Here is a 22,175-nt window from a genome sequence, read left to right on the forward strand (position 1 = left end):
TGCGGATGCTCGTCCCTGTATGTTGAACTCCAGAACGGTGCACGCACCGTCAGTCGACGAGTTGGTGAGGGGACCGGGTCATGCCGCGCAAGACCGACCGAGTCCACAAGCAGGGTGAGGAGTCTCGTGTTGCGATCCTGCGGGCCACCCTGGAGATCGCCGCATCCTCAGGGTACGACGGGACGACGGTGGCCAAGGTGGTCGAGCAGACCGGACTGCCGGCCAGCTCGATCTACTGGCACTTCGGGAACAAGGACAAGCTGCTGGCAGCCACACTGGAGTACTCCTACCGCCAATGGCGGCCCACGGCGCCGACCTGGGTGCGCAGGGACGAGCCCGAGGACCTGCGCGAGCGACTGGAGCAACGATTCCAGCGGGCTGCCCAGTCGCTCATCGAGACACCCCAGTTCTGGCAGCTCGGCCTGCTGCTGACACTCCAGAAGCGGGTCAAGGAGCCCGAGGCGCGGACCCGGTACCTCGAGGTGCGACGGGACACCGAGGATGCGATGACCCAGTGGTGGACCGAGGTCCTCCTCCCCGAGGCCTTCGACGACGACGAGGACCGTGTCGCTGCCGCCCGGACCATGGCCAGGACGCACATGGTGCTGATGGACGGTCTGTTCGTCCACGTACGGTCGAGCTCGGCCAAGGACGTGCGTCGCCTGACCACCCTCGTCGCCTCCGGGTGGGCCGAGCACCTTCAGCAGATCGGGTGGGTGCGATGAGCACGTCCGAACGATCCACAACGCCCGACGCACGCGAGCCCGGCCTTGCCTCTCGCGACCGGATCCTGATCGCGGCGGCGGAGGTCGCCCGGGAGCGTGGGGTCACCGGAGCGACGGTCGCCGCCATCTGCAAGCGGTCCGGACTGCCGGTGTCGAGCCTCTACTGGCACTTCACCGACAAGGACGCGCTGTTCGCGGAGGTCGTGCGCACCAGTTTTGCGCGCTGGCTCGCCGAGTCACCGGGGTGGACGTCCCGGTCTGATGATGTGCTGGACCATGTCGCGGAACTCCTGCGCACCACCGAGGAGACGCTGCGTCGCAAGCCGAGTTTCATGAACATCGGGATGCAGGTCCTGCTCGAGGACGGGGATGACACCCAGCAGACCCGTCAGGCCTATCTCGACGTGCGGGCCCAGGCGTTGACGATGATGACGGTCTGGCTCGAACGGGCCCTCTCCGACCTCCGCGATCCCCAGCTGGTCCGCGATGTCGCGATCCTGTTCCGCGCGCTCTCGGACGGCCTCGTCGTCGCCGGTGAAGCCTTCGACGACCTGGAAGCGATGCAGATCATCGACCTCTTCGTCCCGATGATCCAGGCCCTTCTGCGTCGGGCGATCGCCAGCGGTAGTCGTCCTTGATGGAGCAGTTGCACCAGCGGTAGTGGTCGTCATTCGCTTTCGCCGTTGACTTGATCGAGCCCTTCTGTAGTGTTCACTACACTGACTTGACCCCCGTCAAGTGGTTCGACGACGCACCACGTAAGGACGACATCCCATGCCCACAGCCCAGTCGGCTCTCACGCGTATCGCCGCCGCCGCGGTGCTCGCCCTGACCGCGTCCACGGTTCCCACGGGGGCCGGCGCGACGCCCTCGCAGGCCACTCCGACCCACGAGCTGACCGGTTTCCTCGCGGGCCCGGAAAGCCCGGAGGACATCGTCGAGGTGCCCGACTCCGAAACGGCGATCGTCAGCGGTCTGTCGGCAGACCCGTTGTCGACGGACAGTGTCGGGCACCTCTATGCCGTTGATGCCGGCACGCACGCGGTCACCGAGATCTGGCCCGGTCGCACGTGGTCCGTGGACTGGGACCGGTCACGGTTCCCCGACTGCGGCGGAGCTCCCGATCCGACGATCGCCTCGCCACACGGGATCAACATCGAGCAGAAGGGAGACGACGTCCACGAGCTGTACGTCGTCAACCACGGCGGGCGTGAGGGCGTGGAGGTCTTCGAGCTCGACCTCAGGGACGGGATCGACCTGACGTGGACCGGGTGCGTGACCCTGCCCGGTGGAACCTTCGCCAACGGTGTGGCTCCCCTGCCCGGCGGCGACGAGTTGGTCGTGACCAACTTCTTCGACCCGACGGAGTCCGACCCCTTCTCGCAGATCTTCAGTGACACGCCGAGCGGCAACCTCATGCGGTGGAGCGCGGAGTCGGGGTGGAGCGTCGTGCCGGAGTCCGCCATGGCGGGCCCCAACGGTGTCGTCGTGACACGGGAGGGCCGCACTGCCTTCGTGGCCGAATGGGGTGGACGCCGGGTCCACCGCATCCCGCTGGACGGAAGTCGGGCGAACGAGCGTTCTGCCGTCGGCAGGACCAGCGTCGATGTGCCCCTCATGCCGGACAATCTCCGACTCTCGCGCGAGGGCGAGGTCCTCGTGACGGGGCAGGACTTCACGACGGCGGAGGTCATCGCCTGTCAGTCGGACGACCTGGCGAACTGTCCGACGGGGCTGGAGGTCCTGGCGGTGGATCCCCGGCGGATGACCACGCACACGATCTACGAGGGCGAGCCGAAGAACTTCCGGGCTCCCACGGTGGCCACCCCCGTCGGGGACGAGGTCTGGGTGGGTGCGGTCAAGGGTGACCGGATGGCCGTCCTCCGCTGACGAGCGCCCCCAGCCCACCACGTTCGACGACGGGACGTTCCGCGGGTGGGAACGGCCGGCGCCGATCCCCCCTTCGTGAGGCAGAGTCGGTCAGACGGGCGCCGTTGCCCGCGCGAACGACCACGAAGGAGTGTTCGATGACGACGATCATCGTGCAGCCATCGGGGACCGAGATCCACGTCGAGCCCGGTGACACCGTGCTGTCCGGCCTGCAGAAGGCCGGGTACGCGTACACGGTGGGCTGCCGTCGCGGCGGCTGCGGGATCTGCAAGATCGACGTCCTCGACGGTGAGTTCTCCTACTGTCGACCCGTGGCCGAGACGGTCATCACCGATGAGGAGCGAGCCGACGGCACCTGCCTGAGCTGCCGCGCCGTCCCCGGTGACGACCTGACCATCCAGATGCGAGACGCATCCCTGCGCCTCGTCAACCCCCTGCTGGGTCAGCTCAACGAGAAGGCGCGCAAGCGCGCCAAGGCTCCCAGCACCCCACCGGAGGAGCAGTAAACATGGGCATCATGCGAATGGGGTACGCCCACGTGCGTGTCACCGACATGACCGAGGCGAAGAACCACTACGCGTCGACCCTGGGTCTGTACGAGACCCTCGAGGACACCTCCCCAGAGGGGAACAAGCGCGTGTTCTACAAGGGCTGGGACGAGTGGGACCACCACTCCGTCGTCCTCGAGGAGGGTGGCGTCGGCGTCGTCAAGTACGGCTGGAAGGTCGAGCACGAGGCCGACATCGACGCGATCGAGAAGAAGGCGCAGACCTTCGGCCTGACGGTCGAGCGGATGTCCAGCGGTGAGAACCCGGAGGTCGGGGACGGGATCCGCTTCACCACGACCAGCGACCACGTCTTCGAGGTCTACCACTCGCAGACCTCCATCGGCACCGAGGTCGGCACGCACAACCCCGACCCCTTCCCGCGCCACCTCGTCGGTGTCGGTGTCCCCGCGCTCGACCACTCGCTCATCACCTGCGAGGACCCGAAGCTGATGGAGAAGCTCCTGATGGAGGTCTTCGGCTTCTACGCGACCGAGCGGGTGCAGACCAGCCTCGACGCGGACCACGACCTCGTGGGCACGTGGCTGACGTCCAACAACCAGATCCACCAGCTGGCCGTCATCGGTGGCCCGCAGGGCAAGCTGCACCACTTCGCCTTCCGCCTGGACGACTGGAGCCAGGTCGGCCACGCGGCGGACATCTTCACCATGGACGACGTCTCGGTCGACGTCACGCCGACCCGCCACGGCATCACCCGGGGGCAGACGACGTACTTCTTCGACCCGAGCGGCAACCGCAACGAGGTCTTCGCCGGTGGCTACCTCGCCTACCCCGACCGGCCGACCAACGTCTGGACCGTGGACCAGCTCGGCCAGGGCATCTTCTACCACGCCCGCGAGCTCAACGAGCGCTTCACGACGGTCCTCACCTGATGGAGCACGTCCGCACGAGCGCCGTCCTGACCCTCGCGGGGGCCAGGGCGGCGCTCGACGCTGCCCTGGCCCATGCGCGGAGCAACGACCTGCGGATGAACGTGGCCGTCGTGGACACCGGCGGTGTGCTGCTGTCCTTCGCGCGGATGGACGGTGCCTTCAGCAACTCCGGACCGATCGCGATCGACAAGGCCCGCACGAGCGTCGGCTTCGGCGGTGCACCGACCGCGGACCTCTACGCCGCGCTCGCCGGCGAGGACGCCGTCATCCGGGGCATCGCCAACCGTCCGGGGGTCGCCGCCTTCGGCGGGGCCGTGCCGATCCGGGTCGATGGTGAGTTGGTCGGCGCGATCGGTGCCTCCGGTGGCTCGGCCGAGCAGGACGCCCAGGTCGCCACCGCCGGCGCCGACGCCGTCGGCGCCTGACCTCGGGGAGGGAGCCCACCCCCTTCGCAGGAGCCTAAGCAGTTGCGAAGGGGGGAGCCTCCCGTGGTGCAGGAGCCTAAGCAGTTGCGAAGGGGGTGGGCGCAGGCGTCCGGGTCAGGAGCTGGCGGCCAGGGTCTGGCTGGGCAGCCGGCCGTACCGGCTCCGGTAGGCGGCCGCGAAGCGGCCCAGGTGGGTCACGCCCCAGCGCACGGCCACGTCGGTGACGCTGCCGCCGCGGCCGTGGACGAGGTCGTCGTGGACGCGCTCGAGACGCACGTCGTGGAGGTAGGCCAGGGGGGTCAGCCCGACGTGCTCGCGGAAGCACTGCTGCAGCCGGCGGACGCTGACACCCGCGACCTCGGCGAGGTCGGCGGGCGCCCACGGGCGCGCGGGATCATGCTCGATGGCGTCCATGACGCGTCGGATGGGCCGCGGACGCATCCCGGTCGGGCAGGTGGCGGAGTCCTCCTCGGGGACGGCCGTGAGCAGCAACCCCGTCACGAGCATGCTGGCGACGGACTCCGCCACCTGCTCCCTGGTGTAGAGACTGCCACCGGCCTGCCGGGCGTTGTCGAAGGTCGTGCGCGCGAGCGTCAGCCAGGCAGCGCCCTCGGCCCCGCGCAGGTCGATCACCCGGGGCAGCTGCACGTGCTTGCGGGCGAAGACCCGCTCGGCCTCCCGGGAGAGGTAGTCGCTGTCGATGCGCAGCCCGAGGACGGCGCGGTCCGCCGGCCACTCGGGCATCCGTGCCGGGGTGTCGGCGGGGAAGACCATCGCCTCGCCGGGAGTGGTGGTGAAGCTGTCGGAGCCGAGACGTGACTCCATGCTGCCCTCGAGCTGGATGTTGATCGCGAATGCGCCCGGGTGCTCGGTGACGATGTCGACCGTCGCGCCGAAGCGCATGTGGGCCAGGCGGCACACGGACAGGTCCACGACCTCCAGTCCGCAGTGCGACGCCGGTCCTCCCGAGCGGGGCTTCATGTCGTGCGGGAAGTAGGCGTCCGCGACGGCGTCGTGCACTCCCTCCCAGTCGTCGAAGGTCGGTGCCGACTGCAGAAGATGCTCCATTGCACTCCCTCAGCGAGTCCGTGATCCACAGCAGCATGCGCAGCCGCCGGAGGTCCGTAGCCCGGCGTTCGCCACAGCGGAACGTCCCCTGACACTACGACCCTTTGCTGACAGTCGTCTCCCGCAGCCACCCCGGCACCACCACCCGGCGCGAAGGGGGTGACCCCCCGGCTGCGGGGCGTCCGGAGCAGTCGTTGCGCTGGCTGGACAGACCTTTCGCCCAGCGGATCGCGGTCCGTCGGCGCGCGACCTACGTTCATCTCCACGCCCCACCGAACCAGGAGAAGTGCAATGACGCCCTTCATGACCCGCGTGGCCGAGTTCGTCGGCACCCCCGCGGACGAGGTCCCGCAGTTGGCCGAGCGCCGCTCGACGCTCCCGGAGACCCGGATCAGCCGTCGGGTGGCCACCGGCACCGGTGCGGACCGGCACGTGGCCCTGCGCTCGCTCGCCGAGCAGTACGTGTGCGAGGCGAACGCCGTGCTCGGCGCCGACCACGACCACCTCGACCTCGTCGACGAGCCCCTGCCCAACGAGCTCGCCTTCACCGTCACCTTCAGGGACCACGGAGCCCGCTGCTCGACGACCTTCGCCGACGGTCGCGCCTTCGGTCGGCTCGTCGGGGACCTCTTCGACGAGGAGGAGGCCCGGGAGCTCGAGGGACCGGACGCGCTGCCGGACCTGCTGGTCCAGCTCATGGAGGCCGGGATGGAGGCCACCCCGACGACCTCCGCCTGACCCCCCTTCGCCCGACCGACCCAAGGAGAACGTCCAGTGCAGTACGAACTCAAGACCCAGGTGATCGAGCCGCAGCGCTCGACCTTCACCCACCTCGTCAACCGCTACGGCGACAAGCCGGCCTCGCGCTACCTCGAGGGCAGCGTCGGTGTGCAGCCGCGGGAGCACTTCCACTACCGGCCGACCTACGACCCCGGCAAGGAGCTCTACGACGAGACCTACAGCGTCTTCCGGCTGAGCGACCCCTACTCCTTCCTCGACCCGCGGCAGTACTACTACGCGCCGTACGTGACCTCGCGCTCGACCCACCACGAGGCCTTCGCGACCTCGCTGCAGTACATCGAGGACCGGGGCCTGCTGGAGCGCCTGCCGCAGGAGTGGAAGGACCTTCTCGGTGAGCTCGTCCTCCCGCTGCGCCACCTCGAGAGCGCCGGGCAGCTGATCCTGTGCGGGATGGCCCGGTTCGGGTACGGGTCGACCGTCACCCAGGCCGCGGCGTTCTCCGGCTTCGACCGGGTGGGCAACGCGCAGATCCTCAGCCGCCTGGGCATCGCGCTCGCCGGCGGGACCGCCGACCTGCTCGCCGAGGCCAAGACGCACTGGCTCGAGGACGAGCCGCTGCAGGGCCTGCGCCGACTGGCCGAGTACACGATCGTCGAGAAGGACTGGGGCATCGCCCTGCTGCACCTCGACGCCGTCGACCAGCTGCTCTACGACCTGCTCTACCGCCACCTGGACGACGAGGCGGTCACCGGTGGTGCACCCGCGTACTCGCTCTTCGCCCAGCACATGTCGAGCTGGTTCGCCGACAACCGCAAGTGGATCGACGCGCTGCACAAGGCCTGGCGCGCGGACGAGGAGCTCGGGGCGACCAACGCCGGGCTGATCGCGCAGCACGGCGAGCTCGCCATGGACCAGGCGCTCGAGGCGGTCACCCCCTTCGCGGCCCGCGTCGACGAGCTGCTGGCCGTCGGTGCCGTGGACCGCGTGACCGCCCGTGCCGCCGAGGTTCGCCAGACGTACGCGGCCGACCAGGCCTGAGGAAGGAAGCGACATGAGCGAGTCAACGCAGACCCCGACCTCGTCCCGGGACGTCGGGATGATCCTGCAGGAGTCCGAGGACAACCGCCCCATCATCGAGGCGATCGAGGAGGACAACCCCGAGTGCAGCATCAGCCACACACCGGGCCTCGTGCGGATCACCGCACCCGGCCGGCTCGTCGTGCTGCAGGAGAGCGTCGAGGAGAAGCTCGGCCGGGAGTGGGAGACCCACGAGTTCCAGATGTCGATCGTCTCCTACTTCGGGAACATCCAGGAGTGGGACGACGACGAGATCGTCATCGCCTGGGACCACTGAGCAGACACCGAGGTCTCGAGGCTCGTCGCAGAGCTCCGCGCACCTCGACCAGCGGGGCCGCCCGGACGCCTCGACCAGCGGGGCCGCGACGCCTCGACCCGATCACGACTGATCCGAACAACGCCGTTCACAGGAGGACGAGATGACTCTCGCACCCGAGCAGAAGAAGACCAAGAAGCCGAAGAAGCTGTCGATGAAGGCCCGCTACGAGGCGCTCACGCGCGGCCTCGACTGGGAGCCCAGCTACGTCGACAAGGACGAGATGTTCCCGCACCTCGACTACGAGGGCATCAAGATCCACGACTGGGCGGCCTGGGAGGACCCCTTCCGCCTGACGATCGACGCCTACTGCAAGTACCAGGCCGAGAAGGACAAGCGCCTCTACGCCGTCCTCGACGGCTTCGCGCAGGGCCAGGGCCACCTCAGCCTCACCGATGCGTCCTACCTCAACGCGATGAAGATCTTCCTCCAGGGCGTGACGCCGCTGGAGTACGCCGCGCACCGCCACTTCGCCTACCTCGCGCGGCACTTCGCCGGCCCGGGCCCGCGCTTCGCGGCCCTGTGCCAGTCGATCGACGAGATCCGGCACATGCAGACCGAGATCCACACCCTGAGCAACTACAACAAGCTCTACTCGGGGATGCACAACTGGCCCGAGCACTTCGACCGCGTCTGGTACCTGTCGGTGCCGAAGAGCTTCTTCGACGACGCGATGTCCTGCGGGCCCTTCGAGTTCCTCATCGCGGTCGGGTTCTCCTTCGAGTACCTGCTGACCAACCTGCTCTTCGTGCCCTTCATGTCCGGGTCCTCGTTCAACGGCGACCTGCCGACGATGACCTTCGGCTTCTCGGCGCAGTCGGACGAGTCGCGGCACATGACCCTGGGCCTGGAGGCGATCAAGTTCCTCCTCGAGCAGGACGAGGACAACGTCGAGCTCGTCCAGGGCTGGATCGACAAGTGGTTCTGGCGCTCCTACCGCGTCACCGCGCTCGTCGCCCAGATGCTCGACTACATGCTTCCGCGCAAGGTGATGAGCTGGAAGGAGTCCTTCGAGCTGTACTTCGAGGAGCAGATGCTCGGTGGCCTCTTCGAGGACCTCGCCTTCTACGGCATCAAGCCCCCGCGCCACGTGGAGGACGCGATCCAGGAGAAGGAGCTGCTCTCCCACCAGGTGTACTGGACCCTCTACCAGTTCTCCTTCGCGGCGGGCTTCACCACGACGATGCCCTCCGAGGAGCACCTGAACTGGCTCTCCGAGTCCTACCCGGACACCTTCGACACGTACTTCCGGCCGCTGTGGGACAAGGAGGCGAAGAACCGCGAGAACGGCGGTCGCCACTTCGCCCCCGGTCTGCCCCAGCTGTGCCAGGTCTGCCAGGTCCCGATGCTCTTCACCGAGCCGGGCGACCCCACGACCTTGTGCCAGCGCGAGTCCGAGTTCGAGGGCGAGATCTACCACACCTGCTCCAACGGGTGTCAGTGGATCTTCGAGCGGGAGCCGGAGAAGTACCGCCAGGCCTGGCTGCCCGTGCACCAGATCCTCGCCGGCAACTGCGGCGGCCCGACCGTCCCGGACGTGCTGGAGTGGTACGGCCTGCAGGACGGCGACGCCGGCGAGTACCTCGGCTCGAGGGACCACCAGAACTGGGTGGCGTGGCAGGGCGAGGCCGCTGCCGACACCGCCGCCCCGAGCGAGACGAAGGCAGGTGCCTGACATGACGATCAAGAGCATCGGGGAGTACGACTTCCCCTCCCGGTCCGCGCAGGAGAACTACGGCGACGACCAGCTGGTCAGCGTCTGGTTCCAGAACACCATGTGGTTCGCCTCCCCGGCGATGTTCCGCGCCCCGCGGGAGATGACGTGGGGTGACTTCAAGGCCCAGATGTTCGTGCCCTTCGCCCAGGAGGACCCGGACTACGACCCGGACGCCCCGCGGACGTGGACCCTGCACGGTTCCCCCTTCGAGCCCGAGGACGGCCAGACGCTGTCCGAGCTCGGCGTCCGCCACAAGGACGTCATCGGCACCCGCGTGGCCGCCTGACCCAGCCCTCCCCCTTCGTCCCGCTCGAGGAGCACCCATGACCAAGTACACGATCACCGTCGAGCCCGTCGGGCGCGAGGTCCAGTGCGACGAGGACCAGACGATCCTCGACGCCTGCCTGCGGGCCGGGGTGTGGTTGCCGCACAGCTGCACCCACGGCACCTGCGCCACCTGCAAGGTCGACAAGCTCGACGGTGAGGTCGACCTGGGTGAGGCGAGCAGCTTCGCCCTCATGGACTTCGAGCGGGACGAGGGGAAGATGCTCACGTGCTGCGCCAAGCCGCGCGAGGACGTGACGCTGGAGGCCGATCTCGACGTCGACGAGGACCTGGAGGTCCACCCGGTCCAGGACTTCACCGGGACCGTCGTCGTCCTCGAGGACATCGCCGAGCAGACCAGGCGCCTCGTCGTCGAGCTCGACCGCGAGATCGGCTTCAATGCCGGTCAGTACATGAAGTTCACCGTCCCCGCCGCCGAGGTCGACGGGGTCGCGGTCGGGGAGGTGGACCGGACCTGGTCGATCGCCTCTCCCCCCGATGAGACGACGCGCCTGGAGTTCCACATCCGCAACGTCGCGGGTGGTCGCGGCACCGACGGCTGGGTCTTCGGCGGTCTGGCGAAGGGGGACCAGGTGCGCCTGTCGGGTCCGTACGGCCGGTTCGTCCTGCGGACGAGCGACGACAAGCACGCGATCCTCGTCGGTGGCGGGACGGGCGTGGCTCCCCTGAAGTCGATGGTCCGCCACGCCCTCGAGGCGGGCGAGTACGAGGGCGACCTCACGCTCTACGCCGGTGGCCGCACCCGGGCGTGGCTCTACGACGTCGACGCCTTCCGTGACCTGGCCGAGGAGTACGAGGCGTTCACGTACCGACCCTGTCTCTCCGACGAGACCCCCGAGGAGGTGGCGGCCTCCGGTGACGACCCGGACGCCTACGCCTACGGCATGGTCACCGACGTCATCGAGGCCGACCACCAGCGGTTGATCGGCTGCCGCGGTTACCTCTGTGGCCCGCCACCGATGGTCGACGCGGCCCTGAAGACGCTGATGAGCCGACGGCTCTTCCCCCGGGACATCTTCCGTGAGGACTTCTTCGACGAGTCGGACAAGAACGACTCCGGGCTGAAGAGTCCCCTGATCAAGCGATGACTCACAGGCCGGCGTCCCGCAGCAGTCGCGAGATCGTGAATGCTGCGGTGCGCACGGCCACCCCCAACCGGTCCAGGTCCATCCGCTGGGTGTGCCCGGTCACCGAGATCGCCGCCCGGATGCGTTTGTCCGCCCCGAAGACGGGGGCGGCCACGCAGGAGATGCCCGGGTGGGACTCCTCGTGGTCGTAGGAGGTGCCCACCGAGCGGATGTTCTGCAGGTCCCGGGCGAGGCCACCCGGGGTGACGATGGTCCGCGGGGTCATCGCCGGCAGGCCGGCCTCGATCCGCTCCTTGACCACCGAGCGCGGCGAGTAGGCGAGCATCGCCTTGCCGACGCCCGTGGCATGGGCGGGCAATCGACCGCCGATGGTCGAGGACAGCGGGAGGCCGCCGTGGACGATGGCGATGTAGACGACGTCGACGCCGTCGAGCGCGGCGAGGTGGACCTGCCGGTCCGTGGCCCGGTGCAGGTCGTCCATCAGCGGGCGGGCCACGTCGGTGAGCGTGCGCGGGAGGGTGACCCGCGAGCCGAGCTCGAAGAGGCGCACCCCCAGGTCAAGCCGGGAGCCCTCGGTGCGCTTGAGGATCCGCTCCTCCACCAGCTGCGCCACGAGGCGGTGCACCGTCCCCTTCGCCAGCCCGGTCGCCGCGGCCAGCTCGCTGATCCCGAGCGGCCCGGGAGCGGCCTCGAGGGCGCTGAGGACCGCGCTCACGCGCCCCACGACGGAGATCGGCGGGCCGTTTCGATCAGCGGAACGCATTCCTTGATCATGCCCGTAATCGGGGCGACAGTACAGACACATCGAGCCAGAGAAGGGCGGCCGAGATGACCACCGCGACTCACGACCCCTCCATCGAGACCGTCAGCGACAGTGCCTGGTGCACGTCGACCCCCCGACGAGGGACGGCCGGCGGGCTGCGCTCCGTCGGGACGGCCCTCGACGTCCTCGAGTGCTTCGCGATGGACAGCACGCTGGGTGTCTCCGACGTCGCACGGCGGCTCGGGGTCGCCAAGTCGACGGCACACCGCGTCCTGACCACGCTGGCCGGCCGCGGGTTCGTCGAGCAGGACGCCAGCGGGTCCTACCGCCTCGGTCTGCACCTCTACGAGCTCGGGATGCTCTCCCACGCCCGCAACGGGCTGCGCCACGTGGCCCTGCCGGTGATGCAGGCCGTTGCGGACCAGACCGGTCACACCGTCAACCTCGGTGTCCCGGACGGGGCCGACGTGGTCTTCGTCGAGCGCATCGAGTCGGTGGACGGCGTGCGGATCCTCGGCCACACCGGTCGTCGCCAGCCCGCCCACTGCACCAGCTCCGGTGTCGTCATCGCCGCCTTCAACCCCGGCGTCGACCGGGAGCGTCGCCACGCGGGGTTCCCCCCGAAGGCGAAGGGGACGATCCGGCGGGTCGAGGACTGGGACCGGGCGCTGACCGACGTGCGCCGCCGTGGCCACGCCGCGCTGCACTCCGGGTCCTTCACCGACGCCAGCTCCGTCGCCGTGCCGATCCGGGTCCACGGCCAGGCCGTCGGCTCCATCTCCGTGCTCGGCCCGACCCCGCTCATCGAGCCCGACATGCGTCGGGTGGTCCCGCTGCTCACGGCAGCCGCCAACCGCATCGCCAAGCAGTACTCCGCCTGACACATCCCGACCCCGCAACTGCCTGGGCAGTTGCGCGCAGACACCCGCAACTGCCTAGGCAGTTGCGAGATCCGCGCTCGTTCCCACCACGGGAACGACCCATGATTCCGACGAAGGGCAGTCCTAGCGTGACGACCATGGAAACGTCCACGACCACCCGGACCGATGCGGCCCGGGTCCTGCTGCAGGCGTATGCCAGCGGCGTCCCCACCGCCCCGCTCACGGCGCAGTTCGACGGGCTGACCGTCGAGGACGCCTATGCGATCCAGCTCGAGCAGGTGGCGAGCTGGACCGCCGCGGGCCGCACGGTCATCGGGCACAAGGTCGGCCTGACCTCCGCCGCGATGCAGAAGCAGCTCGGCGTGGACCAGCCCGACTTCGGCCACCTCATGGACGACTTCGTCCACCTCGAGCACCAGGCGATCCCGCTCGGGGGCTACCTCCAGCCGCGCATCGAGCCGGAGATCGCCTTCGTCCTGCGCAAGCCGCTCACCGGGCCCGGCGTGACCGTCACCCAGGCGATCGACGCCGTCGACTACGTCCTGCCGGCCCTGGAGATCGTCGACAGCCGGGTCGCCGACTGGAAGATCACGCTCGTCGACACCATCGCCGACAACGCGAGCTCCGGCGGCTTCGTCCTCGGCTCCACGCCGACACGGCTGCAGGACGTCGACCTGCGCCTGACCGGGTGCGTCTTCTCCAGCAACTCCCGCATCGTCGGGACCGGGGCCGGCGGCGCCGTCCTCGGGTCCCCGATCACCAGCCTCGTGTGGCTGGCCAACACGGTCGGTGCCCTCGGCACCACCCTCGAGGCCGGTCACGTCATCCTCCCCGGGTCCGTCACCTCGATGGTCCCGGTCGCCGCGGGCGACGTCCTCACCGCGACCTTCGCCGGTCTCGGCAGCGTGACCGCCCGCTTTGCAGACAAGTGAAAGGTGAACCCATGACGCAGCGCACCCAGGGAACGGCCGCGATCGTCGGACCGGGCAACATCGGCACGGACCTGATGTTCAAGCTCATGCGACGCTCGAACGTCCTCCAGCCGCGCTACATGGTCGGGGTCGACCCGTCCAGCGACGGCCTGCGCCGGGCCAAGACCCTCGGCCTCGAGGCCAGCCACGAGGGCGTCGACTGGTTGCTCGCCCAGGACGAGCTGCCCGATGTCGTCTTCGAGTGCACCTCCGCGAAGGCGCACGAGGCCAACGCGCCCAAGTACGCGGAGGCGGGCATCCTCGCCGTCGACCTCACCCCCGCGGCCGTGGGCCCCTACCTCTGCCCGCCGGTCAACCTCGACTTCAACCTCGACGCGCAGAACGTCAACATGATCACCTGCGGCGGGCAGGCGACGACGCCGATCGTCGCCGCGGTCTCCGACGTCGTCGACGTCCCCTACGCCGAGATCGTCGCGTCGATCTCCAGCAAGTCCGCCGGTCCCGGCACCCGGGCCAACATCGACGAGTTCACCGAGACCACGAGTGAGGCGCTCGAGGTCGTCGGTGGCGCCAAGACCGGCAAGGCGATCATCATCCTCAACCCGGTCGAGCCGCCGCTGATGATGCGCAACACCGTCTTCTGCGCCATCCCGCAGGAGGCCGCCGAGGCCGGACCGCTCCACGACCGCGTCCAGGAGTCGATCGCCGCGATGGTCGCGCGCGTGCAGGAGTACGTGCCCGGCTACCACCTGCGTACCGACCCGCAGTTCGACCACGCCCGCGACCTGTGGAACGGCATGGCCCGGGTCACCGTCCCGATCGAGGTCAAGGGGCGCGGGGACTACCTGCCGGAGTACGCCGGCAACCTTGACATCATCACGTCCGCTGCCGCCCGCGTGGGCGACATGATGGTCGCGCACCGCCTGGGGGTCGACTCCGGCTGGGTCGCCTCCGACGCAGCGAAGACCGCCCAGGAGGTTTCCGCATGAGCACCAGCACCAACACCGCCCCCTCGCCCGTGCTCTTCGACGGTGACGTCGACGTGCGGATCACCGACACCACCCTCCGGGACGGGTCGCACGCGCAGTCGCACCAGTTCACCGAGGAGCAGGTCCGCACCACCGTGCGCGCCCTCGACGACGCCGGGGTCCAGGTCATCGAGGTGACCCACGGCGACGGCCTCGGCGGCAGCTCCTTCAACTACGGCTTCTCCGCCGTCGACGAGATGGCCCTGGTCAAGGCGGCCGTCGCCGAGGCGCGGCAGGCCAGGATCGCCGTGCTCATGCTCCCGGGCCTGGGCACCGTCGAGAAGCTGCACGAGGCGCACGAGATGGGCGCCCAGATCGCCCGCATCGCCACGCACAGCACCGAGGCCGACGTCTCGATCCAGCACTTTGGTGCCGCCCGTGACCTCGGCATGGAGACCGTCGGCTTCCTCATGCTCAGCCACATGAACACGCCCGAGGGCCTGGCCAAGCAGGCCCGCATCATGGTCGACGCCGGCTGCCAGTGCGTCTACGTCGTCGACAGCGCCGGCGCCCTCATCCTCGAGGACGTCTCCGACCGCGTCTCGGCGATCATCGCCGAGATCGGCACGGACGCCCAGGTCGGCTACCACGGGCACCAGAACATGTCCTTCGGCGTGGCCAACTCGGTGCTCGCCTACCGGGCCGGGGCCCGCCAGATCGACGGCTCGCTCCGCGCCCTCGGCGCCGGTGCCGGTAACTCGCCCACCGAGGTCCTCGCGACCGCGTTCGAGCGACTCGACATCAAGACGGGTATCGATCTGGGCGCCATCCTCGGTGCGGCCGAGGACGTCGTCACCCCGATCATCCGCCGGATGCCGGTCATGGACCGTTCGTCGATCACCCAGGGCTACGCGGGGGTGTACAGCTCCTTCCTCATCCACGCGGAGCGTGCCGCGGAACGCTACGGCGTCCCGGCCCACGAGATCCTGACCAAGGTCGGCGAGTACGGCTACGTCGGCGGCCAGGAGGACATGATCATCGACGTGGCCATCGAGCTGCGCGACGCCGGGAAGGTGAGCGCATGAGTGCCTGGACCGTCGAGTCCGTGGCGACCGAGCTCCTCGCCTGCGAGGCAGAGCGCCGCGACCGGGTGAAGTTCACCGACGAGTGGCCCGAGCTGGACGTGGCCACCGGCTACGAGATCCAGGACCTCACCCTCCAGCGGCGCCTGGACCGGGGCGAGCACCTCGTCGGCATCAAGCTCGGCCTCACCTCCCGGGCCAAGCAGCAGCGCATGGGGGTGGACACCCCCTTCGTCGCGTGGCTGACCGACGCCATGGTGCTGCCGGCCGGCGACCCGGTCCCCCAGGAGAAGCTGATCCACCCGCGCATCGAGCCGGAGCTCGTCTTCGTCATGGGCGAGCGTCTCGAGGGACCCGGCGTGACCGCCGCCCAGGCGATGGCCGCCGTGGACCAGGTCCTCGGCGGCGCCGAGGTCATCGACAGCCGGTACAAGGACTTCAAGTTCGCCGCCGGTGACGTCATCGCCGACAACGCCAGCTCCGGTGCCTACGTCACCGGGCCCGTCTCCCTTCCCCCGAGCGAGCTCGACCTCTCCCTCGAGGCCGTCCTCGTCGAGGTCGACGGAGAGGTCGTGGACTCGGCGACCGGCGCCGCCGTCCAGGGGCACCCGGGCGAGGCGCTCGCGCTCGCGGCCAACGACCTGGCCAAGCGCGGTCACGCCATCGAGGCCGGCTGGGTCGTCCTCACCGGTGGGATGACCGACGCGCAGTTCGCACCCCCCGGCTCATCGGTCTCCTGCCACTTCACCAACCTCGGCTCGGTCCGCATCCACGGGGGCGAGTGACGTGCCGATCGTCCAGGTCACCCTGACCGAGGGCCGCTCGCCGGAAACCATCCGCTCGATGATCTCCGCCGTGACCCAGGCGATGGTCGACACGGGCGTGGCACCCAAGGACAACGTGCGTGTCCTCGTCAACGAGATCCCCACCGAGCACTTCGCTGCCGGTGACACCACCATCGCCGAGCGGCACGCGGGCCGGACGGCCGACAACGAGAAGGAAGACCAGTCGTGAGCACCCAGTTCTTCGGCCACATCATCGACAACGAAGAGGTCGAGTCGCTCAACGGCGAGCGCTTCGACGTGTGGAACCCCTGGACGCGTGAGGTCTTCGCCCAGGCCGCGGAGGGGGCCGCCGAGGACGCCGACCGCGCGATCGCGAGCGCCCGCCGCGCCTTCGACGAGGGCCCGTGGCCACGGATGACCCGCCCCGAGCGGGCAGCGGCGATCCACCGGCTCGCCGACCTCATGGAGGAGCGGGCCGACGAGCTGGCCACCCTCGACGCGACCAACATGGGCAAGCCGTTCGCCCAGGCCAAGCACGACGTCGGGCGCTCGGTGTGGAACTTCCGCTTCTTCGCCGACCACCAGCGCGACCACAACGGTGAGGTCTACCCGATGCCCTCGGGCCACCACACCTACAGCGAGTTCGGCCCCGCCGGCGTCGTCGCCGCCATCTCCCCGTGGAACTTCCCGCTGATGATGGCCTCGTGGAAGATCGCCCCGGCGATCGCCTGGGGCAACACCTGCATCATCAAGCCGAGCGAGGACACCCCCGCCTCGGTGACGCTGCTCGGCCGCCTCGCCGTCGAGGCCGGGTTCCCGCCCGGTGTGCTCAACGTGCTCAACGGTCACGGCGCCCCGGCGGGCTCCTCCCTCACCGAGGACGACCGTGTCGACCGCGTGACCTTCACCGGGTCCTCCACGACCGGCAAGATGGTCATGGCCTCCGCCGCGACGCACCTCGCACCCGTCTCCCTCGAGCTCGGCGGCAAGGGCGCCAACCTCGTCTTCGACGACGCGGACATCGACAACGCCGTGTACTGGGCCGTGGAGGCGATCTTCCGCAACTCCGGCCAGATCTGCCTGGCGGGCTCGCGCCTGTTCGTCCAGTCCGGCGTCTACGACGAGTTCATGAAGCGCTTCGTCGCCGCCGCCGAGGCCCTGCCGATCGGCGACCCCTTCGACCCGGAGGCGAAGTTCTCCTCGCTCGCGAGCAAGAAGCACTTCGACAAGGTCTCCTCCTACCTCGAGGACGTCGAGGCACAGGGCGGGACGATGGTCACCGGTGGCGTGGACGAGGACGGTCGCTGGCTGGTCAGGCCGACGATCCTCACCGACCTGCCGCTGGACTCCAAGCAGTACTGCGAGGAGATCTTCGGCCCGGTCGTGGTCGTCAACCGCTTCGACACCGAGGCGGAGGCCGTGCACCTGGCCAACGACACCCGGTACGGGCTCAACGCCATGCTCTTCACGGAGAACCTCTCCCGCGCCCACCGGGTCTCCTCGAACCTGCGCGCCGGCACGGTCTGGGTCAACTGCTTCTTCATCCGCGACCTGCGCACGCCCTTCGGCGGCGTCGGTGACTCCGGCGTCGGCCGCGAGGGCGGGGACTTCAGCCGTGAGTTCTTCACCGAGCCCAAGGCGATCGTCATGCAGATCGACCGGACGGTCCCCGGGGCCTGACCGCACCGGGGTCACCCGAGAACCGGTGGCCGGTCCACCCATCGAAACGACGATTGGTGGACCCCCCGGGTCGTTATGGCATCGTGAGTTGCTGCTCTTGCTTCCGAGAGCGCGAGTGCCTATGAGGAGTTCCCATGAGTGGACCGAAGGACGGTCGGCGCGGCGACGCCTTCAACGACTTCTTCGGCGACCCGAGCCCGTCCGGACGCATGGGTCCGGCGGCGGAGCAGCCCCCGGAGAGCGGCCCCGACGAGACCACCCGCATGGACATCGGCGGTGGCGAGGAGACGCCGACCCAGCCGAGCCCCGCGGCCGAGCCGTCCTACGAGCCGACCATTGCGACGGGCGCGGTCCCCGAGAGCTGGTGGGCCTCCGAGCCCGAGCCGAGCACCGCACCGTCGGCCTCGACCTGGGACACCACCTCGGCAGCGGCGCAGCAGGACCAGCGACCCCCGCGCAAGGGGGTCTCCCCCCTCGGCCTCGTGGCCATGCTCGTCGGCGGCGTCCTGCTGGGCGGCCTGGTCGTCGGCGGTGTCGTCATGGCCCTCGGTGGTGACGACGAGCAGCCGGTCGCCCAGCAGACGGTGACCACGACCAGCTCGCCCACGGAGGGCGATGCGAGCGAGTCCTCCGACGAGACCTCGTCGAGCACCTCCAGCTCCTCCTCCCCCTCCTCGTCATCGTCGAGCACGTCGTCGAGCACGTCCTCGAGCAGCTCGTCGAGCTCGACGACGGTCGCGCGCACGGGCGAACCCCCGAGTGGTGTCTCCGAGTGCGCAGGCCCGTCCGGCGGCGTGGCCGTCGGCACCGGTTCGGACGTGACCTCCTGCGGGTTCGCCCTCGCGGTGCGTGACGCCTACGTCGCGGGCGGCTCGAACGGGCCCGCGACCCTGCGCGTGACCTCCCCGGTGACCAACAAGGCGTACACGATGAGCTGCTCGGGTGAGGCGGTCACGCGCTGCACCGGCGGCAACAACGCCGTGGTCGTCCTGTACTGACCGTGCTGCGCCACCTCGCCGGGACCCTCACCGTGGGCCTGGCGATGGCTGCCTGCTCGACGCCGGGTGGGAGCGGCCCGACGTCGTCGACCTCGACGAGCGCCCCGTCGTCGACGACCTCGACGACCTCAACCTCGACCTCGACCTCGACCTCGACGGCGCCGGCCGAGCCGCCGGTGCTGCACCGCGCGCTCGTCGCCGACCTCCAGGAGGTCCTGCGTACCCACGAGGGGGCCGAGGTCTCGGTCGCGCTCGCCCCGGTGGGCTCGCCCGAGCTGACCCGGGTCGTCGGCGAGGCCACGCCGCTCGTGGCCTGGTCGACGATCAAGGTCCCGCTCGCCCTGGCGGTGCTGCGCTCCGACCACGTGGCCCCGGCGGACACCACGGCGGCGCTGACGGCCTCGGACAACGCGGCCGCCCAGCGCCTGTGGGAGGGCCTGGGGTCCGGTGCGAGCGCCTCCGACGCCGTCGAGAGCGAGCTGCGGCGTGGCGGGGACACCCGCACCGAGGTCCCGCCCGAGGTGACCGTCCCCGGCTACTCCGCCTTCGGCCAGTCGACGTGGCGCCTGGCCGACCAGGCCTCGTTCACCGCCGCACTCCCCTGCCTGCGCGGAGCGTCCCCGGTCACCGAGGCGATGGGCAGGGTCATCGGTGGCCAGCGGTGGGGTCTCGGCGGGATCGACGGTGCCCGTCTCAAGGGTGGGTGGGGCCCGACCCCCGAGGGCTACGTCGTGCGCCAGCTCGGCATCGTCCCCGGGGCGAAGGGGGGAACCGCTGCGGCGCTGCAGGTGCGCACCGATAGCCATGCCCAGGGCACGGCGATCATGGACGCGGTCGCCGCGGTGATCGAGCAGCACCGGGATGCTCTGCCCGTGGGGTCGTGCGCCTGAGGGTCCCGTCGGGGCGCTCCCTTCAGGAGCGCCACTCAGAGCGCCTGACGGTGCCGCTTGCGTACCGGGAGTCGTCAACCCACGGGTTCTGCGGTCAGAACGGCCGCCACGGGCCCCTCAGATGCGTCTCCGCGGGCCTCGGAGAGGTAGGATCGGGGGGTTGAGGCCGCGGCGCCGCCCCAGTGGGGACAGCCCGCGGCGATCCGTGCACGCACTCGAGGAGCACCGTGGCAGACGAGCAGTCGCCGTCCGAGATCCAGCCGACGACACCCGACCCCGGTGGACCCGAGTACGACGCGAGTGCCATCACGGTGCTCGAGGGGCTGGAGGCCGTGCGCAAGCGGCCCGGCATGTACATCGGCTCCACCGGTGAGCGCGGTCTGCACCACCTCGTGTGGGAGATCGTCGACAACGCCGTGGACGAGGCGATGGCCGGCTACGCCGACACCATCGACGTCACCCTCATGGAGGACGGCGCGATCCGGGTCAAGGACAACGGCCGCGGTATCCCCACCGACATCCACGAGGCCGAGGGCGTCTCCGCGGTCGAGCTCGTCCTGACCCAGCTGCACGCGGGCGGCAAGTTCGGCGGCGGCGGGTACAAGGTCTCCGGTGGCCTGCACGGCGTCGGCTCATCCGTCGTCAATGCGCTGTCCACCCGCATGGACGTGGCCGTGCGGCAGAAGGGCCACGCCCACCGGATGTCCTTCGAGCACGGGGTGCCGACCGGCCCCCTTCGCCAGGAGGAGGAGACCGACGCCTCCGGCACGACGATCACCTACTGGCCCAACGACGAGATCTTCGAGTCCGTCGACCACGACTTCGAGACGATCCGCGCCCGCTTCCAGCAGATGGCCTTCCTCAACAAGGGTCTGACGATCAACCTCGTCGACGAGCGCATCGAGGAGCCCACGGAGGAGGAGCAGGCCGAGGACCTCGACCGCGTCGACGACGACATCACCGAGGTCGTCGACTCGGAGGAGGCCACGGCGGCGCCGAAGAAGGCCCGCAAGGTCTCCTACCGCTACGACAACGGCCTCGTCGACTACGTGAACCACCTCGTCGGCTCGAAGAAGTCCGAGCCGATCACCAACGAGGTGATCGCGATGGAGAACGAGGACAGCGAGCGTGAGCTCTCCCTCGAGATCGCCATGCAGTGGACGACCGCCTACAGCGAGTCGGTCCACACCTACGCCAACGCGATCAACACCCACGAGGGCGGCACCCACGAGGAGGGCTTCCGCTCCGCACTGACCAAGATGGTCAACGACTTCGCCCGTCGGCAGAACATGCTCAAGGACAAGGACGACAACCTCACCGGTGACGACATCCGCGAGGGACTGACCGCGGTCATCTCGGTCAAGCTCGGCGAGCCGCAGTTCGAGGGCCAGACCAAGACGAAGCTCGGCAACTCCGAGGTCAAGGGCTTCGTCCAGCGGGCGATGACCGACGAGTTCGGCCACTGGCTGGAGACCCACCCCAACGAGGGCAAGGACATCGTCCGCAAGGCGATCCAGGCCTCCGCCGCGCGGATGGCCGCGCGCAAGGCCCGCGAGGCGACCCGCCGCAAGGGTCTGCTCGAGTCCGGTGGCCTGCCCGGCAAGCTGTCCGACTGCCAGACCAAGGACCCGACGGTCTCCGAGGTCTTCATCGTCGAGGGTGACTCCGCCGGCGGCTCGGCCAAGGCCGGCCGCAACCCGGAGAACCAGGCGATCCTGCCGATCCGCGGCAAGATCCTCAACGTCGAGAAGGCCCGGATCGACAAGATCCTCGCCAACCAGGAGGTCCAGGCGCTGATCTCGGCCTTCGGGACGGGCATCGGCGAGGACTTCGACATCACCAAGGCGCGCTACCACAAGATCGTGCTCATGGCCGATGCCGACGTCGACGGCATGCACATCCGCACGCTGCTGCTGACGCTGCTCTTCCGCTTCATGAAGCCGATGATCGAGGCCGGCTACGTCTACCTCGCCCAGCCGCCGCTGTACCGCCTCAAGTGGTCCAACCACGACCACGGCTTCGCCTTCACCGACCGCGAGCGCGACGCGATGATCGCCGAGGGCCAGGCGAAGGGGTGGCGCCTGCCCAAGGAGAACTCCGTCCAGCGCTACAAGGGCCTCGGCGAGATGAACTACCAGGAGCTGTGGGAGACCACGATGGACCCCGAGTCCCGGGTGCTCCTGCAGGTCACCCTCGACGACGCGGCCGCGGCCGACGAGATCTTCTCCGTCCTCATGGGCGAGGACGTGGAGTCCCGGCGCAGCTTCATCCAGAAGAACGCCCGCGACGTGCGCTTCCTCGACATCTGATCCGCCCGCGCGCCACCACCCAGCCTTCGCCCCCCTTCGGCAACGACCCCGAGGTGA

24 protein-coding genes are annotated in these 22,175 nt (G+C 69.5%); 22 read left to right on the forward strand and 2 right to left on the reverse strand.

The window, feature by feature from the left end; all coding sequences use genetic code 11:
- Positions 1–80: 80 nt before the first annotated feature.
- The 6 genes from O9K63_RS12505 to O9K63_RS12530 all read left to right on the forward strand — a co-directional run bounded on the left by O9K63_RS12505 (position 81) and on the right by O9K63_RS12530 (position 4,478).
- The gene (locus O9K63_RS12505; protein ID WP_277238307.1) at positions 81–725 is read left to right on the forward strand and encodes a TetR/AcrR family transcriptional regulator; all 645 of its coding nucleotides are present in this window, start codon (positions 81–83) and stop codon (positions 723–725) included.
- Positions 722–1,363 (forward strand): TetR/AcrR family transcriptional regulator, encoded by a 642-nt coding sequence (locus O9K63_RS12510; RefSeq protein WP_277242320.1) that lies wholly within the window; start codon positions 722–724, stop codon positions 1,361–1,363. Before O9K63_RS12505 ends, O9K63_RS12510 begins: the two co-directional genes overlap by 4 nt.
- A 136-nt stretch (positions 1,364–1,499) precedes the next feature.
- Entirely contained in the window at positions 1,500–2,615 is a 1,116-nt protein-coding gene (locus tag O9K63_RS12515; protein ID WP_277238309.1) for a hypothetical protein, read from the forward strand.
- 137 nt (positions 2,616–2,752) lie between these two features.
- Positions 2,753–3,121 (forward strand): 2Fe-2S iron-sulfur cluster-binding protein, encoded by a 369-nt coding sequence (locus O9K63_RS12520; protein ID WP_277238311.1) that lies wholly within the window; start codon positions 2,753–2,755, stop codon positions 3,119–3,121.
- 2 nt (positions 3,122–3,123) lie between these two features.
- Positions 3,124–4,053 carry a catechol 2,3-dioxygenase gene (locus tag O9K63_RS12525; protein ID WP_277238313.1) on the forward strand — a complete coding sequence of 310 codons (930 nt, stop codon included), beginning with the start codon at positions 3,124–3,126 and terminating at the stop codon, positions 4,051–4,053.
- On the forward strand, positions 4,053–4,478 hold the full coding sequence (locus O9K63_RS12530; RefSeq protein WP_277238315.1) for a GlcG/HbpS family heme-binding protein: 426 nt from the start codon (positions 4,053–4,055) through the stop codon (positions 4,476–4,478). Before O9K63_RS12525 ends, O9K63_RS12530 begins: the two co-directional genes overlap by 1 nt.
- A 114-nt stretch (positions 4,479–4,592) precedes the next feature.
- Here the strand turns inward: O9K63_RS12530 and O9K63_RS12535 are convergent, their stop codons facing one another.
- Positions 4,593–5,546, reverse strand: a complete 954-nt coding sequence (locus O9K63_RS12535) for an AraC family transcriptional regulator (protein WP_277238316.1) — start codon at positions 5,544–5,546, stop codon at positions 4,593–4,595.
- A 291-nt stretch (positions 5,547–5,837) separates the two neighbouring features.
- Here O9K63_RS12535 and O9K63_RS12540 point away from each other — a divergent pair, with 291 nt between their 5' ends.
- The 6 genes from O9K63_RS12540 to O9K63_RS12565 all read left to right on the forward strand — a co-directional run bounded on the left by O9K63_RS12540 (position 5,838) and on the right by O9K63_RS12565 (position 10,830).
- Complete coding sequence (locus O9K63_RS12540; protein WP_277238318.1) at positions 5,838–6,284, forward strand: hypothetical protein; 447 nt, start codon at positions 5,838–5,840, stop codon at positions 6,282–6,284.
- Positions 6,285–6,320: 36 nt separating this feature from the next.
- Positions 6,321–7,325, forward strand: coding sequence for a hypothetical protein (locus O9K63_RS12545; RefSeq protein WP_277238320.1), 1,005 nt, complete (start codon positions 6,321–6,323; stop codon positions 7,323–7,325).
- A 13-nt stretch (positions 7,326–7,338) separates the two neighbouring features.
- Positions 7,339–7,641, forward strand: a complete 303-nt coding sequence (locus tag O9K63_RS12550; RefSeq protein ID WP_277238322.1) for an MmoB/DmpM family protein — start codon at positions 7,339–7,341, stop codon at positions 7,639–7,641.
- A 142-nt stretch (positions 7,642–7,783) separates the two neighbouring features.
- Positions 7,784–9,355 (forward strand): YHS domain-containing protein, encoded by a 1,572-nt coding sequence (locus O9K63_RS12555; RefSeq protein ID WP_277238323.1) that lies wholly within the window; start codon positions 7,784–7,786, stop codon positions 9,353–9,355.
- A 1-nt stretch (position 9,356) separates the two neighbouring features.
- The gene (locus O9K63_RS12560; protein ID WP_277238325.1) at positions 9,357–9,683 is read left to right on the forward strand and encodes a phenol hydroxylase subunit P4; all 327 of its coding nucleotides are present in this window, start codon (positions 9,357–9,359) and stop codon (positions 9,681–9,683) included.
- Between the two features lie 37 nt (positions 9,684–9,720).
- Positions 9,721–10,830, forward strand: a complete 1,110-nt coding sequence (locus tag O9K63_RS12565) for an NADH:ubiquinone reductase (Na(+)-transporting) subunit F (protein WP_277238327.1) — start codon at positions 9,721–9,723, stop codon at positions 10,828–10,830.
- 1 nt (position 10,831) lies between these two features.
- Here the strand turns inward: O9K63_RS12565 and O9K63_RS12570 are convergent, their stop codons facing one another.
- The gene (locus tag O9K63_RS12570) at positions 10,832–11,593 is read right to left on the reverse strand and encodes an IclR family transcriptional regulator (protein WP_277238329.1); all 762 of its coding nucleotides are present in this window, start codon (positions 11,591–11,593) and stop codon (positions 10,832–10,834) included.
- A gap of 65 nt (positions 11,594–11,658) precedes the next feature.
- Here O9K63_RS12570 and O9K63_RS12575 point away from each other — a divergent pair, with 65 nt between their 5' ends.
- The 10 genes from O9K63_RS12575 to gyrB all read left to right on the forward strand — a co-directional run bounded on the left by O9K63_RS12575 (position 11,659) and on the right by gyrB (position 22,118).
- The gene (locus O9K63_RS12575) at positions 11,659–12,474 is read left to right on the forward strand and encodes an IclR family transcriptional regulator (protein WP_277238331.1); all 816 of its coding nucleotides are present in this window, start codon (positions 11,659–11,661) and stop codon (positions 12,472–12,474) included.
- A 137-nt stretch (positions 12,475–12,611) separates the two neighbouring features.
- Positions 12,612–13,406 carry a 2-keto-4-pentenoate hydratase gene (locus O9K63_RS12580; protein WP_277238332.1) on the forward strand — a complete coding sequence of 265 codons (795 nt, stop codon included), beginning with the start codon at positions 12,612–12,614 and terminating at the stop codon, positions 13,404–13,406.
- Positions 13,407–13,417: 11 nt separating this feature from the next.
- Positions 13,418–14,395 carry an acetaldehyde dehydrogenase (acetylating) gene (locus tag O9K63_RS12585; protein ID WP_277238333.1) on the forward strand — a complete coding sequence of 326 codons (978 nt, stop codon included), beginning with the start codon at positions 13,418–13,420 and terminating at the stop codon, positions 14,393–14,395.
- On the forward strand, positions 14,392–15,459 hold the full coding sequence (gene dmpG, locus O9K63_RS12590; RefSeq protein ID WP_277238334.1) for a 4-hydroxy-2-oxovalerate aldolase: 1,068 nt from the start codon (positions 14,392–14,394) through the stop codon (positions 15,457–15,459). The genes O9K63_RS12585 and dmpG overlap by 4 nt, the downstream gene beginning before the upstream one ends.
- Positions 15,456–16,241 (forward strand): 2-keto-4-pentenoate hydratase, encoded by a 786-nt coding sequence (locus tag O9K63_RS12595; RefSeq protein WP_277238335.1) that lies wholly within the window; start codon positions 15,456–15,458, stop codon positions 16,239–16,241. The genes dmpG and O9K63_RS12595 overlap by 4 nt, the downstream gene beginning before the upstream one ends.
- Position 16,242: 1 nt before the next feature.
- Positions 16,243–16,470 carry a tautomerase family protein gene (locus O9K63_RS12600; RefSeq protein WP_277238336.1) on the forward strand — a complete coding sequence of 76 codons (228 nt, stop codon included), beginning with the start codon at positions 16,243–16,245 and terminating at the stop codon, positions 16,468–16,470.
- Positions 16,467–17,921 (forward strand): aldehyde dehydrogenase, encoded by a 1,455-nt coding sequence (locus O9K63_RS12605; protein ID WP_277238337.1) that lies wholly within the window; start codon positions 16,467–16,469, stop codon positions 17,919–17,921. Before O9K63_RS12600 ends, O9K63_RS12605 begins: the two co-directional genes overlap by 4 nt.
- A gap of 134 nt (positions 17,922–18,055) precedes the next feature.
- On the forward strand, positions 18,056–18,919 hold the full coding sequence (locus O9K63_RS12610; protein ID WP_277238338.1) for a hypothetical protein: 864 nt from the start codon (positions 18,056–18,058) through the stop codon (positions 18,917–18,919).
- Positions 18,920–18,921: 2 nt separating this feature from the next.
- A complete protein-coding gene (locus O9K63_RS12615) occupies positions 18,922–19,809 on the forward strand; it encodes a hypothetical protein (protein WP_277238339.1) in 888 nt (295 codons plus the stop codon).
- 227 nt (positions 19,810–20,036) lie between these two features.
- Entirely contained in the window at positions 20,037–22,118 is a 2,082-nt protein-coding gene (gyrB, locus tag O9K63_RS12620) for a DNA topoisomerase (ATP-hydrolyzing) subunit B (protein ID WP_277238340.1), read from the forward strand.
- Positions 22,119–22,175: the final 57 nt, after the last annotated feature.

Source organism: Janibacter cremeus (assembly GCF_029395675.1).
Classification (GTDB): Bacteria; Actinomycetota; Actinomycetes; order Actinomycetales; family Dermatophilaceae; genus Janibacter; species Janibacter cremeus_A.